Source organism: Nocardiopsis sp. EMB25 (genome assembly GCF_026797795.1).
Classification (GTDB): Bacteria; Actinomycetota; Actinomycetes; order Streptosporangiales; family Streptosporangiaceae; genus Nocardiopsis; species Nocardiopsis lucentensis.
This window is the reverse complement of sequence record NZ_JAMTDN010000001.1, coordinates 4,837,832-4,852,017: the sequence shown is the minus strand read 5'-3', so window position 1 is coordinate 4,852,017 and position 14,186 is coordinate 4,837,832. Positions and strand designations below refer to the sequence as shown.

Genomic DNA, 14,186 nt, shown 5'->3' with positions numbered 1-14,186 from the left:
ATCGGGTGGGTGGGGCCGCCGATGCGCGGTCCGCGCCCGCTCCCCTGACCCCGTTGGGAAATTCCGGAGCCGCCCTGATGCCGCTGCTGATCTTCGCCCCCCGCTTCGAGACGGGGGTTGCCCCATGACCACCACGATCATCATCGTCGCGCTCTTCGTCGCCGTTCTGCTGCTCATCTTCTGGCGGAGCGTGCGGATCGTCCCGCACTCGATGGAGGACGTCGTCGAGCGGTTCGGTAAGTTCCACCGAACGCTGAACTCGGGATTCAACATCGTCATCCCGGGTGTGGACCAGGTACGGGAACGGATCGACCGGCGGGTGCAGGTGGTCAGTTTCCCACCGCAGTCGGCGATCACCGAGGACAACCTCGCGGTGGAGGTCGACTCGGCGGTCTACATCCGGGTCGCCGACGCCTACCGGGCCACCTACGAGGTCGCCAACTTCATCCAGGCGGTCGAGCAGCTCACCCTGGCCACACTGCGCAACGTCATCGGTGGCATGAATCTGGAAGCCACGCTCACCTCCCGCGACGAGATCAACCGCGAGCTGAAGACGGTCCTGGACGAGGCCACGTCCGACTGGGGCATCGAGATCAGCCGGATCGAGCTCAAGGGCATCGAGCCGCCCTCCTCCGTGCAGGAGGCGATGGAGATGCAGATGCGCGCCGACCGTGAGAAACGCGCCCAGCTGCTCAGCGCCGAGGGTGAGAAGCAGTCGGCCGTCCTGCGGGCCGAGGGCGAGCGCTCCGCGGCGGTGCTCCGGGCCAAGGGTTCGGCCGAGGCGCAGATGCTCACCGCCAAGGCCGACGCCGACGCCCAGACGCTCCGGGCGCGGGGCGAGGCCGACGCCATCCACATCGTGTTCAAGTCCCTGCACGCGAGCCGGATCGACCAGGACGTCCTCGCCTACCACTACCTCCAGAAGCTTCCGGAGATCGCGCGCGGTGACGCGAACAAGGTGTGGATCGTCCCGTCCGAGATGGGCAAGGCGCTCCAGGGCGTCGGCGACGCCTTCGAGCGGCTGCGCGAGGACGTCGTCCGGGTCTCCTGAGCCCCGGGGTCCGGTACCCCGGCCCCATGGTCCGATGACCGGTTCTCGTAGTCTGTGGGGAATCTTCTCCGGTCATCCGGGGACCGGAACGGAGCTGGGGTGTCGGGGATGGGACTGTGGGAGGCCGCGGCCATCCTCCTGGCCGGAGTCGCGGCCGGGGGGATCAACATCATCGCCGGGTCGGGCACCCTGTTCACCTTCCCCGTGCTCCTGGCGCTCGGCTACCCTCCGATCACCGCCACCGTCTCCAACACGATCGGGCTGGCCCCTGGGTCGCTCAGCGGGACCATCGGCTACCGGCGTGAGCTGAGGGGGCAGCGCACCCGGATGCTGCGTCTGGGCGGCGCGGCCTTCGTCGGCGCGATCACGGGGGCCACGCTCCTCGTCTACCTGCCGCCGGGGGTGTTCGAGACCGTCGTGCCGTTCATGATCGGCGCGGCGTGCGTCCTCATCCTCTTCCAGCCCCGGATCTCCGCGTGGGCGCGGTCGCGCAGGCCCGCGTCCGCCAACGGCGGGCCGCTGCTTCCCATGGGCTGCTACGCGACCGGCGCCTACGGCGGCTACTTCGCGGCGGCGCAGGGGATCATCCTGTTGAGCATTCTCGGCACGGCCCTGGACGACGACCTCCAACGCCTCAACGCCCTGAAGAACGTCCTCACGACCATCGCCAACAGCACGGCGGCGGTGTTCTACATCGTCTTCGCCGCGCCCGCCTGGCCCGCGGTGGCGCTGATCGCGGCCGGCACGATCATCGGCGGGCACCTGGGCGCGCGCTACGGGCGCCGGCTCAGTCCGGCGGCGCTGCGGGTGTGCGTGGTCGTCGTGGGACTGACCGCCGCCCTCCAGCTCGTCATGGGCCGGATCTGAGCCCCTCCCGGCCCGGGGCCCTCCTCAACCCTTGAAGTACCCGCGTCGGTTGGCGTCCTCCACCAGTGCGGTGGCGTAGGCGCCCAGGGCCTCGGAGCCCTCCGCGATCAGCTTGACCTTCTCCATGACCTGGGCGCGGGTGATCCCGAAGCGCAGCCAGGTGCCGCCCTCGTTGTGCCAGTTGGCCAGCATGGGCGCCAGGCGGTCGACGGCTCGGGCGAAGCGGGCCTCGGGGGTGTCCCGCGCCTCGAACTCGTTCCACAGCTCGCGCGCCCGTTCTGCCTGGTCCTCGGGCAGCAGGGGGAAGATGCGGTCGGCGGCGGCGCGTTCGCGCTCGGCCTGGGTCTCGGTGTTGACCTGGTCGAAGACGTAGGTGTCCCCGGCGTCGATCTCGACGATGTCGTGCAGGACGAGCATCTCGGTGACCCGGTCGATGTCGGTGCCCTGGGGGGCGTACTCGGCGAAGGTGCGCGCGGCCAGGGCCAGGTGCCAGGAGTGCTCCGCCGCGTTCTCCCGGCGGGAGCCGTCGACCAGCAGGTTCTGCCGCAGGACGCGCTTGAGCTTGTCGACTTCCAGTAGGAAGCGCAGTTGCGCGTTCATCCGCTCGTTGTCGACCCCGCTGGCAAAGACCGGTGCCGGTTCCGTCACGTGGTTCGCCCTCCTGATGGATGAGTCGAAAACGGTCAGGTGGACCGCTCGCGCGGTCGCCACTGGATGATCCCATGGAACGTGCACCAGCTGTCGCGGCGGCGTCCGCCAAACGGCTGTGGGGAGAGGGCGGATGGTGCACACGATGAACGGCCGGTGCCGGAGGCGCGCGGGCGGATGCGCGCAGCGCCGCGGGAGGGGTCCGTCAGCCTTCGGCGGATGCCCGGACCTGCGCGGAAGAGGTCAGGTGCCGGTGGAGCCACTCGGTGAGGGCACGGTCGGTGAGGACGCCGGCCGGGGTGAGCGGTCCGGGCTCGAGGCCGGGCTCGGGGCCGATCGTGTGGGCCAGGTCGGGGACGACGATGTGACGCAGGGCATGTTCGGCGCCCTGAGCGCTGAGCGCGTCGTGCAGGGCCAGGCCGTCCCCGGGGGAGACCACGTCGTCCCGTCCGCCGTTGACGATGAGGAGTGGTGTACGGCCGTGCGCGACGTCTCCGGCGCGGGCGGTGAAGTCCAGCCACTCACGGGTCTGGCGTGACTGGTCGGTCCACTCGTAGGGGGCGCCCGTGCGCCGCTCGCGGGCCGCGAGGACCAGGGCGGGGTCGACGACGGGGTTGATGACGGCGGCCGCGCCGATCGGCAGACGGCTCTCGGCGAGGGCGAGCAGCGCGGCGGCGGCTCCGGCCCCGACACCCACCAGGCCGACGGGGTCCTCGGTGACGGGGAGGAGCGCGCGGAGGGCGTCGGCGACGCGGTGCAGTTCGGCGGCGGCCTCCTCGACCACCGGGCCGAACAGTTCGACGAGGTAGTCGCGTTCACCGCGCTGGTTGATCTCGGCGACGCCGCCCTCGGGCAGGCGGGCCCCGAACAGGGGGAGGCCCAGGTACACGCGCCATGCGGGGAGCGGGGCCATGGGCACGGCCCCGGCCAGGGCGGCCTCACCGCGGGGCGGCTCGAAGGCGTGCAGCGCGAGGACGAGCGGTGCCGGGGCGTCACTCGCCGCGGGTGGAAGGGCCAGGTAGGGGACACCGGCGGCCGTTCCGGTGAGGGGGCGGGTGAGGGTGCTGGCGTCGGCTACCACGGGTCGTCGCCTCCGTTGCGCTGGGAGAAGTCGGACAGGTAGCTGCTGACCAGGTGCTTGGCCTCGCGGATGAGGTCGGGGTCGCCCTCCGGGTCATGGCGGAACGCGAGCTTGAGCACCGAGTCGGCGGCTTCGACGGCCACGTGGATGGCGCGGTCGAGGTCGTCGGTGTCGGGGATGCCGGTGACGGAGACGATGATCCCGCGCAGACGGACCGAGATGACCCGGTTGTTGTCGGCGCCGCCGTGGAGGAGCCTGCGGTCGACGATGTCGCCGAAGTGCAGGCTCCGGAAGCCGGGGATCGTGCGGTGCATGTCGATGTACTCGTCGATGACGGTGTCGACGGCCACGGTCCAGTGGGAGAAGGAGGCGTCGGCCAGGCGTTCGGTGACGCGGGCGCCGAACTGGTCGAGGAAGCGCAGGCCGAGGGCCTGGGTGATGGCCTTCTTGTCCGGGAAGAACTGGTAGACCGACCCGATGGCGACGCCGGCGCGTTCGGCGATGCGGGTGGTGGAGAGGTTGTCGTAGCCGATCTCGTCGAGGAGCTCCGCGCAGCAGTCGAGCATGCGCTGGACTCTGAGCATGCTGCGCTGCTGTGCGGGGAGTCTGCGGAGCGGAGCCTGGGCGAAGGCGAGGTCCTCGGCGGCGAGGTTGGCCGGCCCACGGCTCTCGCGCGACACGTGGGACCCGTTCGCGCCGCCAGGGGACCGTCGCGGCCGCTGGGACGTTGAGCTTCGGGGATTTGTCGTCACGCCACCTATGATGCCTTTCCGGAATCACCTGGTTCCGTGGAAATTCCAGTTTCGTTCCAGGGATCGTTGCGGAAGTGCCCGCTGTCCCCGTGATACGGGTGTTGTCCGAGGTCATGAAGGTGGTTCCGTCGAATGTGACGGATGTCCCCTTCGTCGTCTCTGGCATGGATTGTCATCGTCACTGTTCGTGTGGGGCGGACGTTACCCCGTGGGTCCGACACTTTCCGCTCGGGGACGTGGCAGTGTGGGAACGTTCCCAAGGACGCGTACCCACCCCCCGCTGGAGGTTCAGGCATGACCACCGCCGCCCCCGACACCACCCCCGACGAACTCGACGCGGTCATGGAAAGGGCGGCCGCCGCGGCCCCGCGTCTGGCCGCGATGGCTCCGGCCGACCGCGCCCGCCTGCTCCGGGCCGCCGCCGACGCGCTGGACGCCGCCGCCGACGAGCTCGTCCCCCTCGCCATGGCCGAGGCCCACTACCCCGAGGCGCGCTGCCGAGGGGAGCTCGGCCGCACGACCTTCCAGCTGCGGCTGTTCGCCGACGTCGCGGTGGACGGCGCCCACCTGGAGGCGGGGATCGACGAGGCCGACCCGGAGTGGGGTACGCCCCGACCGGACGTACGACGCCTTCTCGTGCCGCTCGGTCCGGTCGTGGTGTTCGGCGCGAGCAACTTCCCCTTCGCCTTCGCCACGGCGGGCGGAGACACCGCCTCCGCGCTGGCCGCCGGATGCCCCGTCGTGGTCAAGGGTCACCCGGGACACCCGGGGCTGGCGCGGCGCACCGCCGAGCTGCTCACCGCGGCACTCAGTGAGGCCGGCGCCCCCGAGGGCGCGTTCGCCCTGGTCACCGGGGTCGAGACCGGTAAGCTCGCGGTCACCCATCCGCGCACCCGCGCTGTGGGCTTCACCGGTTCCATCCCTGGCGGGCGCGCGCTGTACGACCTGGCGGTCTCCCGCCCGGACCCGATTCCCTTCTACGGAGAGCTGGGCAGCCTCAACCCGGTGTTCGTCACGCGCGCCGCGATGGCCGCGCGCGGTAAGGAGATCCTCACCGGCTACGCGGAGTCGGCCAACCTGGGCTCCGGGCAGTTCTGCACCAAGCCCGGGGTCGTGTTCGTCCCCGAGGACGCCCCGCTGGACTCCCTGGTCGAGGACTTCGCGGCGCGCGCCGCGGCACCGCTGCTCAACGAGCGGGTGGGCGAGGGCTTCGCCCGTGTCCTGGGCGACCTCTCCGACCACCCGGCCACCGAGGTGCTGGTCAGGGGGAGTGCGACCACTGACGGTTGGTCTCCCACCTTGCTGAGGACCGACCTGGACGCCCTGATGGCGCACACCGACGACCTCCTGCGGGAGTGCTTCGGCCCCGCCACCCTCGTGGTCACCTACGCCGACGAGGAACGGCTCCCGGACCTGGCGGGCGTACTGCACGGTCAGCTCACGGTCACCGTGCACGGGGAGGAGGACGACGCCGTCGCGCCCGTGCTCCTGTCCATGGGGGCCGCCCTGGCCGGGCGTGTGGTGTGGAACGAGTGGCCCACGGGCGTGGCCGTCACGCACGCCATGACCCACGGCGGGCCCTACCCGGCGACGACGGCCCCGGGGCACACGTCGGTCGGCAGCACGGCGATCCGCCGGTTCCTGCGACCGGTCACCTACCAGTCCGTCCCCCAGCCGCTGCTGCCGCCCGAGTTGCGCGACGACAATCCGCTGGGCGTGCCGCGCCGGGTGAACGGCGTCCCGGAGGCCTAGAGCGGAGCGGAGGGCCAAGGCGGACACGGTCCGAAGCGGAGCGGAGGACCAAGGCGGACACGGTCCGGGCGCCGCCGGGGTTCCAACGGGATCTCACGGGCCCGTGTGAGCTTGTGCCGCCCGGGGTTGGGACGGGGTGCCCGCGCGCGTAGTCTCGCGCCCATGGACACCAACCCGACCCCGGCGGCCGTCGACGCGCTCATCAGGGATCTGCCCAAGGTGGAACTCCACGTCCACCTGGAGGGCTCGATGCCCCCGGACACCCTGTTCACCCTGGCCCGCAAGCACGGGCTGACGAAGGTCCCGAGCGACCTGGAGTCCCTTCGCGAGTGGTACGCCTTCAGCGACTTCCCGCACTTCGTCGAGGTGTACCTGGAGTCCGTGGGCGCCCTGCGGGAGGAGGAGGACTTCGCCCTCCTGGCGTCCGTGGTGGCCGAGAGGCTGGTCGAGCACAACGTGCGGTACGCGGAGCTGCACGTGAGCCTGTACGGGCACCTCATGCGCGGGGTCCCGGCCCGGGTGGTCTTCGACGGGATCGAGCACGCGAGGGTGGCGGCCGAGCGCGACCACGGCATCCAACTCCGGTGGATTCCGGACTTCCCGGCCGACTTCGGGTTGGAGAGCGCGGAGCGGACGGTCGAGGCCGTGCTGAAGGACGCGCCGCACAGTGTGGTCGGGTTCGGGGTCGGCGGGGTGGAGACCCCGTTGGAGCAGTACTCGGGGGTGTTCGGCCGGGCTCGCGCGGCGGGCCTGGCGAGCCTGCCGCACGCCGGTGAGCACGGCGGCCCCGAACGGGTGCGCGAGGCACTGGACGCGCTGCGCGCGGAGCGGATCGGCCACGGCATCGACTCGATGCGGGACCCGGACCTGGTCGCCCGCCTGGTCGACGAACAGGTTCCGGTGGACGTCAGCCCGACCTCCAACGTGTGCACACGCGCGGTCGGGGAGATCGGTGACCACCCGCTGCCGAGCATGCTGGACGCCGGACTGCTGGTCACGCTCAACACCGACGACCCCACGATGTTCGGCACCGACCTGACCCGCGAGTACCGCACCGCCCACGCGCTCGGGCTGTCCCCGGCCGACCTGGTGCGGTTGGCCGCGAACGGGGTGCGTGCCGCCTACCTGGGCACGGCGCGCCGTCACGCGCTCCTGTCGGAGATCGCCGCCGTCGCCGAGCGCCATGGTGTCGCGGCGCCCGGCCTGTAGACGAGAGCGGGGCTCCTACGCGGGTGAGTCGGTCAGGGGCAGTCCGCACTGGTCGCGCATGCCCGCCCAGGTCTGGTGGGCCTGGTCGGCGGCCGCGCCCTCGTAGGGGACGGGGACTCCGCCCTGGATCTGCGCGGGTGCCCAGTCGGACTCGGTGACGCGCCCGTCGTCGAGGGTGAGGGTGAGGACGCCGCTCTCCGCGGTGGGGCCGTCGAAGTTGTAGAAGACGAAGTTGCCCAGTCCGTAGTGGACGTAGGAGTCTCCGACGAAGCCGCCCGGCGACAGGACGTGGGCGTGGCCGCCGACGACGGCGGTGGCGCCCGCGTCGACCAGCTCCTGGGCCAGGGTGGGGGCGTGCCCGATCGGGCAGTGCGAGCCCTCCAGGCCCCAGTGCAGGAACACGACGACGTTGTCGTGCTCGGCGGCGGCCTCGGAGACGGCGGTCAGCATCCGCCCGCGCGCCTCGCCCTTGACGGAGGCCAGACCGGGCTTGCCCTCGCCCGCGGTCCAGGCCTCGATGAGGTGGTCGTCCAGAACGTCGGTGGCGCCGAACAGGGCGACCGACTGCCCGTTGACCTCGGCGACGTGGGGGGCGTAGGCCTCGTCGGCGTCGTCGCCCGCGCCGACCAGGGCGACCGGTGAGGCCTCGCCGTTGGCGAGGGTGTCGGCCAGCCCGTCCGTCCCGTAGTCCATGCCGTGGTTGTTGGCGACGGAGGCCACGTCCACGCCCGCCGCGTCCAGGGCGTCCAGGGCGGTGGCGGGGGCACGGAAGACGTATTGCTTGTTCGGGGCGGGGGTGCCGCCCTCGGTGACGGCGGTCTCCAGGTTGACCATGGCCAGGTCGGCGGCGGAGAGCCGACTCGCGATGGGGCCCAGGGCGGTCGACGGGTCGTTCAGCCGGGGTTCGAGGATGCCCTCGAACATGACGTCGCCGCCGAAGGCGATGGTGAGGGGGCCGGTGTTCTCGGGTGGGGTGGTGGGCGATTCCGTGGGTGAGGCGGTGGAGCCCTGGAGGGCGGCGTCTCCCCCGGTGTCGTCGGTCGGGTCGCCGGGGGAACAGGCGGTGACGAGGAGCGCGCCCGCGAGCAGCGCGGCGCCGGTGCTCAACGGGGTCCGGGGGTTCGGGGGACGTGACGGCATTCGGTGGCTCCTGGAGCGCGGGGCTGGTCGGGGTGTCCGTTGAGTGGGACGCGTGTCCCATGTGTCTGGTTTGCCGTGGTGTGCGGTTAGGCAGCGCGGCTCGGCCGCTCGCGTGCTCGAGCCCCCGTCCATGGTCTGGGTCCGGGGGCGGAGGCACGGTCCCCGCGGGGGGCGTGTCGGGGCCCGGGGGACTCCTCCCCGGACGAGATTATCTCATTTCAGGCTTTCTGCGTGAATCGGTCATATTGCTATAACCGGGTGGATCCGGGTGGGTGAAATGGCGTTCGGCCGTGGTTACGGGCGCTAGTCCACGAAGTTGATTAGTGGACTTCGGGTCAAGGGTGCAAAATTTTCTTCCCCGGGAATGGCGACAGAATGCTTCTGCCTGTGTGCGCAGAGTAATCAAAGGCCAGCCTTTGACCAGGAATTACTTCACTGCGTCGCATTGCGTGTGCGTAAAGTGTTCGTGGTGCGGATAAACATTTCTGAAAAACGCCTGCGCGTCCCCAGTGGCTTGCTAACGTTTCGGTCCGTCGCCGGTTCTCGCAAGGGGAGAACCCCAAGGAACCGCGACCTCCGCACGTACGCGGGCCGCCCGCCTCATTCACCGCCACTGGTGACGGGCCCGCTTTCGCCGTGACGGTGGAATCGCTTCGCGGTCGAACACGCACCCGGTTCCGCCCACGGTGTTTCACGCCGACTTCGGCGTGACCGCCTGGCCGTCTTCCGTGAAAGGTCCAAGCAGCACGATGCGCAACACACTCCGCTACCCCTTCGCAACCGTCCTCACCGCCGGACTCGTGGTCGCCCCCCTGACCGCGGCCCTCGCCGACACGTCCACGGACGGTTCCGGCAGCGTGGCCGGCGGAAACCAGGTCGTCGTCCCCGCCGACGTCCAGGCCGACCTGTGCGGCAACTCGCTCGCGGTACTGGGCATCTCCGGCGCCGAGTGCGACCAGGTGTCCGAGGTGCTGTACGAGACCAGTGGGCAGGGCGCCACCACCGACGGTTCCGGCAGCGTGGCCGGTGGCAACCAGATCATCGTCCCGGTCGACGCCGCCGTGGACGCCTGCGGCAACGCGGTCGCCGTCGGCGGGATCTCCGAGGCCGACTGCGTCGAGGTGGTCGAGGCCCTGGAGGAGGAGTCCGAGGGCGAGCCCGCGTCCACCGCGTCCACGAACGGTTCCGGCGGTGTGGCCAGCGGCAACCAGATCATCGTCCCGGTCGATGTCGCCCTCAACGTCTGCGGCAACTCGATCGCGATCCTGGGCGGCTCCAGCGCCGAGTGCACCACGATCGTCAACGTCATCCAGGCCTCCCCCGAGAACGAGGGCGGGCCCGCCACCGACGGTTCCGGCGGTGTGGCCAGCGGCAACCAGATCATCGTCCCGGTCGACGCGGCCGTCGAGATCTGCGGCAACGCGGTGTCCGTGCTCGGTCTCGCCGAGGCCGCCTGTATGGAGCAGATCTCGGATGACGGCGGCGACGGGGGTGATGACGGCAACGACGGTGACGACGGTAGCGACGGTGACGACGGCGACGATGGTGACGGGGGTGATGACGGCAACGACGGCAACGACGGTGACGACGGTAGCGACGGCGACGACGGCAACGACGGTGACGATGGCGACAACGGTGACGACGGCAACGACGGCGGCTCCGACGGCGACGACTCCTCCTCCACCGGCGACGACCGCAAGCCGCAGGCCGACGAGCAGCTCGCGGTGACCGGCACCGCCCTGGGCGGTCTGGTCGCGGCCGGTCTGGCGGCGATCGGGGCCGGTGGCGCCGGTCTGTACTTCGCACGCAAGCGCCGCGCGGCGGCGGGCGCCGAGGACGAGGTCTAGCCCCACGGCGAGTCCACGACAAAGGCTGTTCGGGCGGGGTTCCGGTGTTCCGGGCCCCGCCCTTCGCGTGCCCGGCGCGGCCCCGGAGGCGTTCCGCGTGCCCGGGCGGGGGCGGTGCGGGGAGGCCGGGGACGTCTCATAACCTCGAAGACGTGCTCAGAGTCCTGTTCTCCTCACGCATGCTGGCGTTCCACGCGCTGGTCGTGCTCATCGTTCCCAGCTTCGTGTGGCTGGGTTTTTGGCAGTTGGACCGTTGGGAGCAGCGCAGCGCCGCGGTCGACCTGCAACAGGGGAACCTGTCCGCCGATCCGGTGCCCGTCTCCGACCTCACCGAGGTCGGCGGGACCGTGGACCGGGACGATCGGTGGCGCACGGTCGAGGTCACCGGAACCTGGGACACCGAACACCAGCTCCTGCTGCGCAACCGGGACGGCTCGCGCGGTGTGGGGTTCCACGTGCTCACGCCGCTGGTGACCGACGACGGGGCCGCGGTCCTGGTCAACCGGGGCTGGATCCCGCCGGGCGAGACCGCCCGGGACACCCCGGAGGTGCCGCCGGCGCCCGAGGGCGAGATCGAGGTCAAGGGCCGCCTCCAGTTCTCCGAGACCGAGGAGAACACCGGGGTGCACGACCGTGGCGGCCTGCCCGAGGGGCAGATCATGATCGTCGACGTCGACGCGCTCGCCGAGGAGCTGCCCTATCCCGTCTACGGCGGGTATGTGGAGCTCACCAGCCAGGACCCGGTTCCCGACCCGGCCCCCGAACGCGTCGCCACGCAGGAGCTGGAATCGGGGATGAGCCTGTCCTACGCGGTGCAGTGGTGGGTGTTCACGCTCATCGCGATCGGCGGATGGGTGTTCCTCGTCCGCCGCGAGGTTCGGGACGCGCGGGAGGCCCGGTCGGCCCCGGGCGCGGCCGACGGCGGATCGGACGACGACGACGGCGGCGGCGCGGAGTCGGACGGCGCGCGTGCCGCGCGCGAGGAGGAGGCGGGCGACCGTGCCGGACGAGGCTGACTACCCGGACCCGGGATGGGTCGAACGGCGTGCGGTCGGTCCGTGGGAGAGCGCCCGGGCGGGCCGGCTGTGGTGGGACGCGGCGGCGGACGCCTATCAGGCCGACCACGGGGGCTTCCTCGGGGACACCGGGTTCGTGTGGTGCCCCGAGGGGCTGACCGAGGCCGACGCGGACCTGCTCGACCTGGCGAACACACGTGACGGGCGGTTCCTGGAGGTCGGGTGCGGCGCGGGCCAGTGCGCCCGGTGGCTGCGGTCCCAGGGCGTACGGGAGGTCGTCGGAGTCGACCTCGCCTCGCGCCAGCTCCAGCACGCGCGGCGGATCGACGAGGAGACCGGGCTCGCGGTGCCCACGGCGCAGGCGGACGCCCAACGACTGCCGTTCGCGGACGCGTCGTTCGACGTGGTGTTCTCGGCCTTCGGGGCGTTCCCGTTCGTTCCCGCCGCGACGGACGCGCTCGCCGAGGCGGGGCGGGTGCTGCGGCCGGGCGGGCGCCTGGTGTTCTCGGTGACCCATCCGGTGCGGTGGTGCTTCCCGGACGACCCGACCGAGCACGGGTTCACCGTGTGCCAGTCCTACTTCGACCGGCGCGCCTACGTGGAGGAGGACGACCGGGGGCGGGCGGTCTACGTCGAACACCACCTGACCATGGGGGACTGGATCCGGGGGATCACCGGGGCCGGGCTGGTCCTGCGCGACGTGGTCGAACCGGAGTGGCCGGAGGGACACGACCGGGCCTGGGGCGGCTGGGGGCCGATCCGCGGCCGGATGATCCCCGGGACGGCGATCTTCAGCGCGGTCAGGCCCGACTGACGGGTTCGCCCAGGTACTCCGGTGGGACTTCGGGGACCAGCCAGACGCCGTTGTCGCTCATCCGGAAGGCGTACCCGTCGGCGTGCATGCGTCCGGCGGCGACGACCAGCACGACCGGTGCGCCGCGGCGGGAGCCGACCTTGCGAGCGGTGGCCTCGTCCGCCGACAGGTGGACGTCGTGGCGGCCTATGGAGCGCAGGCCCTCGGCGGTGATCGCGGGCAGGAATCGGCCGACCGTGCCGTGGTAGAGCAGCTCCGGCGGAGTGGCGGGCGCCAGGGCGAGGTCGACCGGGACGGAGTGTCCCTGACGTGCGCGTACGCGTGTTCCGTCGGCGTTGAGGGCGAACCTTTGTTTGTCGTTGGTGCGGACGACCTCCATCAGCTCGGCGTGGGTGACGCGGCGACCGGCGCGGCGACAGCCGTCCAGGAGTGCGCGGATGTCGGCCCAGCCCTCGGCGTCGAGGGTGATTCCCACACGGGAGGGGTCGTGGCGCAGGACGAGGGAGAGGAACTTGGAGGTCCGGACACGGCGCTTGGGGTCCATGCTTCGAGCATGCTCCACGTCCGGGCGCCGCGGCCAACGGTTTTCCGGGCCCGGGAAAAAGCGGTTGGGCCCCCGCCGCGCCGCCGGTAGGTTCGTGCTCCGCCGAGGACGGAGGGAACGCACATGTCCCAGAGACTGCGCCGCGTGTGGCGGGAGACCCGGACCGCCGTCGAGGCGGAGCGGTACACGGCCGGCGGCCGCACGGTGGACCTGTCGGGGGCGCTCGCGGCGATGCGCGCGGGCACACGGCTCTATCCGCCCGAGGAGCTGCGGGGCCTGACCGCGCCGGAGGGCACGGGGAGGACCCGGGTCGAGGTCACGGGTGAGAGCACCCTGGAGGCCGTCGCACGGCTGGCCGGGGCCGGTGAGGTCGCGGCGCTGAACTTCGCGTCGGCCCGCAACCCCGGTGGGGGCGTGGCCAACGGGGCCCGTGCCCAGGAGGAGAGTCTGGCGAGGTCGAGCGGACTGTACGCGTCGCTGACGACGTGCCCGGAGTTCTACGACCACCATCGGAGCGAGCGGAGCCTGCTCTACACGGACCGGGTCATCTACTCGCCGAGTGTCCCGGTGTTCCGGGACGACCGGGGCGGGTGGCTGCCCGACCCCGTGGTGGCGGCCTTTCTGACGTGCGCCGCGCCGAACCGGCGGATGGTCGAGCGGAACCGGACGGGTGAGGCGGACCGGATCCCCGGGGCGCTGGTACACCGGGCCCGGGGCGTCCTGGCGGTGGCCGCCGACCGGGGTGCGGACGTCCTGGTCCTGGCGCGTGGGGGTGCGGTGTGTTCGGAAACCGTCCCGCCGAGGTGGCGGGGGCCTTCGCCGAACACCTGGACGGGGAGTTCGCCGGGGTGTTCGGGCACGTGGTGTTCGCGGTGATGGGAACCGACGCGGTGCGGTCGCCGTTCCGAGAGGCGTTCGGCCGGTCGTGACCCGGCCGTTCGCCCACGAGGGCGGGGTATGACCATCACCCGTCCGACTCCCGAGATGGCAGGAGACCCTTCCCGTGTCCGATGTCGACATCCGCACCGCCCGCCCCTCCGACCACGCGCGGATCATCGCGGTGTGCGACGACTGGTGGGGGCGGCCGATCTCGGGAGTGCTGCCCCGGCTGTTCCTCGACCACTTCCACACCAGCAGCCTCACGGCCGAGTTCGGGGAGGAGCTGGCGGGCTTCCTCGTGGGGTTCGCGTCGCCCTCTGAGCCGGAGGAGGCCTACGTGCACTTCGTCGGAGTGGCTCCGGAGCACCGCAGGTCGGGATTGGCGAGCCGGCTGTACGAGCGGTTCACGGCGGCCGCCCGGGCCGAGGGGCGGACGGTGGTGCGGGCGATCACCTCGCCGGTCAACGAGCGGTCGATCGCCTTCCACCGGGCGTTCGGCTTCGAGGTGACGGGGCCGCACGCCGACTACGAGGCGCCCGGTGTGGACCGGATGGTCTTCGAACTCCGTCTGTGAGCCGTTGGGCGG

The 14,186-nt window shown here is 71.6% G+C and carries 13 protein-coding genes and 1 pseudogene; 9 read left to right on the top strand and 5 right to left on the bottom strand.

Annotation, left to right across the window (positions count from 1 at the left end):
• Positions 1–124 precede the first annotated feature (124 nt).
• Both KIK06_RS21320 and KIK06_RS21315 read left to right on the top strand, forming a co-directional pair.
• On the top strand, positions 125–1,051 hold the full coding sequence (locus KIK06_RS21320; RefSeq protein WP_017602000.1) for an SPFH domain-containing protein: 927 nt from the start codon (positions 125–127) through the stop codon (positions 1,049–1,051).
• Positions 1,052–1,159: 108 nt separating this feature from the next.
• Positions 1,160–1,918, top strand: coding sequence for a sulfite exporter TauE/SafE family protein (locus KIK06_RS21315; RefSeq protein WP_017601999.1), 759 nt, complete (start codon positions 1,160–1,162; stop codon positions 1,916–1,918).
• A gap of 24 nt (positions 1,919–1,942) precedes the next feature.
• Here the strand turns inward: KIK06_RS21315 and KIK06_RS21310 are convergent, their stop codons facing one another.
• The 3 genes from KIK06_RS21310 to KIK06_RS21300 form a co-directional block, all read right to left on the bottom strand.
• The gene (locus KIK06_RS21310; protein ID WP_017601998.1) at positions 1,943–2,566 is read right to left on the bottom strand and encodes an HD domain-containing protein; all 624 of its coding nucleotides are present in this window, start codon (positions 2,564–2,566) and stop codon (positions 1,943–1,945) included.
• Positions 2,567–2,771: 205 nt separating this feature from the next.
• On the bottom strand, positions 2,772–3,647 hold the full coding sequence (locus tag KIK06_RS21305; protein WP_017601997.1) for an alpha/beta hydrolase family protein: 876 nt from the start codon (positions 3,645–3,647) through the stop codon (positions 2,772–2,774).
• A complete protein-coding gene (locus KIK06_RS21300) occupies positions 3,641–4,231 on the bottom strand; it encodes a TetR/AcrR family transcriptional regulator (RefSeq protein ID WP_026128223.1) in 591 nt (196 codons plus the stop codon). Before KIK06_RS21300 ends, KIK06_RS21305 begins: the two co-directional genes overlap by 7 nt.
• A gap of 462 nt (positions 4,232–4,693) precedes the next feature.
• On the opposite strand from KIK06_RS21300, the gene KIK06_RS21295 reads away from it, so the two are divergent.
• Both KIK06_RS21295 and add read left to right on the top strand, forming a co-directional pair.
• The gene (locus tag KIK06_RS21295; RefSeq protein ID WP_268644842.1) at positions 4,694–6,151 is read left to right on the top strand and encodes an aldehyde dehydrogenase (NADP(+)); all 1,458 of its coding nucleotides are present in this window, start codon (positions 4,694–4,696) and stop codon (positions 6,149–6,151) included.
• Positions 6,152–6,313: 162 nt separating this feature from the next.
• Positions 6,314–7,360 carry an adenosine deaminase gene (add, locus tag KIK06_RS21290; protein ID WP_268644841.1) on the top strand — a complete coding sequence of 349 codons (1,047 nt, stop codon included), beginning with the start codon at positions 6,314–6,316 and terminating at the stop codon, positions 7,358–7,360.
• Between the two features lie 15 nt (positions 7,361–7,375).
• On the opposite strand, the gene KIK06_RS21285 is transcribed toward add, so the two are convergent.
• Entirely contained in the window at positions 7,376–8,500 is a 1,125-nt protein-coding gene (locus tag KIK06_RS21285; RefSeq protein ID WP_268644840.1) for a CapA family protein, read from the bottom strand.
• Positions 8,501–9,249: 749 nt separating this feature from the next.
• On the opposite strand from KIK06_RS21285, the gene KIK06_RS21280 reads away from it, so the two are divergent.
• The 3 genes from KIK06_RS21280 (at position 9,250) to KIK06_RS21270 (ending at position 12,177) form a co-directional block, all read left to right on the top strand.
• The gene (locus tag KIK06_RS21280; protein WP_268644839.1) at positions 9,250–10,347 is read left to right on the top strand and encodes a chaplin; all 1,098 of its coding nucleotides are present in this window, start codon (positions 9,250–9,252) and stop codon (positions 10,345–10,347) included.
• Between the two features lie 152 nt (positions 10,348–10,499).
• Positions 10,500–11,363 carry an SURF1 family cytochrome oxidase biogenesis protein gene (locus tag KIK06_RS21275; RefSeq protein WP_268644838.1) on the top strand — a complete coding sequence of 288 codons (864 nt, stop codon included), beginning with the start codon at positions 10,500–10,502 and terminating at the stop codon, positions 11,361–11,363.
• Complete coding sequence (locus tag KIK06_RS21270) at positions 11,347–12,177, top strand: class I SAM-dependent methyltransferase (RefSeq protein WP_017601989.1); 831 nt, start codon at positions 11,347–11,349, stop codon at positions 12,175–12,177. Before KIK06_RS21275 ends, KIK06_RS21270 begins: the two co-directional genes overlap by 17 nt.
• Here the strand turns inward: KIK06_RS21270 and KIK06_RS21265 are convergent.
• Positions 12,164–12,721, bottom strand: coding sequence for an RNA 2'-phosphotransferase (locus tag KIK06_RS21265; protein WP_268644837.1), 558 nt, complete (start codon positions 12,719–12,721; stop codon positions 12,164–12,166). The genes KIK06_RS21270 and KIK06_RS21265 overlap by 14 nt on opposite strands.
• A 123-nt stretch (positions 12,722–12,844) precedes the next feature.
• Between KIK06_RS21265 and KIK06_RS21260 the strand changes: the two are divergent.
• Positions 12,845–13,650, top strand: a pseudogene (locus KIK06_RS21260) (TIGR02452 family protein).
• Positions 13,651–13,724: 74 nt separating this feature from the next.
• Positions 13,725–14,174, top strand: coding sequence for a GNAT family N-acetyltransferase (locus KIK06_RS21255; RefSeq protein WP_017601986.1), 450 nt, complete (start codon positions 13,725–13,727; stop codon positions 14,172–14,174).
• Positions 14,175–14,186 lie beyond the last annotated feature (12 nt).

Excerpts from the sequence above, each read along its gene's own strand:
- KIK06_RS21285 (WP_268644840.1), bottom strand. The coding sequence starts at position 8,500 with ATGCCGTCACGTCCCCCGAACCCCCGGACCCCGTTGAGCACCGGCGCC.
- KIK06_RS21300 (WP_026128223.1), bottom strand. The coding sequence starts at position 4,231 with ATGCTCAGAGTCCAGCGCATGCTCGACTGCTGCGCGGAGCTCCTCGAC.
- KIK06_RS21320 (WP_017602000.1), top strand. The coding sequence starts at position 125 with ATGACCACCACGATCATCATCGTCGCGCTCTTCGTCGCCGTTCTGCTG.
- add (WP_268644841.1), top strand. The coding sequence starts at position 6,314 with ATGGACACCAACCCGACCCCGGCGGCCGTCGACGCGCTCATCAGGGAT.
- KIK06_RS21265 (WP_268644837.1), bottom strand. The coding sequence starts at position 12,721 with ATGGACCCCAAGCGCCGTGTCCGGACCTCCAAGTTCCTCTCCCTCGTC.
- KIK06_RS21295 (WP_268644842.1), top strand. The coding sequence starts at position 4,694 with ATGACCACCGCCGCCCCCGACACCACCCCCGACGAACTCGACGCGGTC.
- KIK06_RS21280 (WP_268644839.1), top strand. The coding sequence starts at position 9,250 with ATGCGCAACACACTCCGCTACCCCTTCGCAACCGTCCTCACCGCCGGA.
- KIK06_RS21315 (WP_017601999.1), top strand. The coding sequence starts at position 1,160 with ATGGGACTGTGGGAGGCCGCGGCCATCCTCCTGGCCGGAGTCGCGGCC.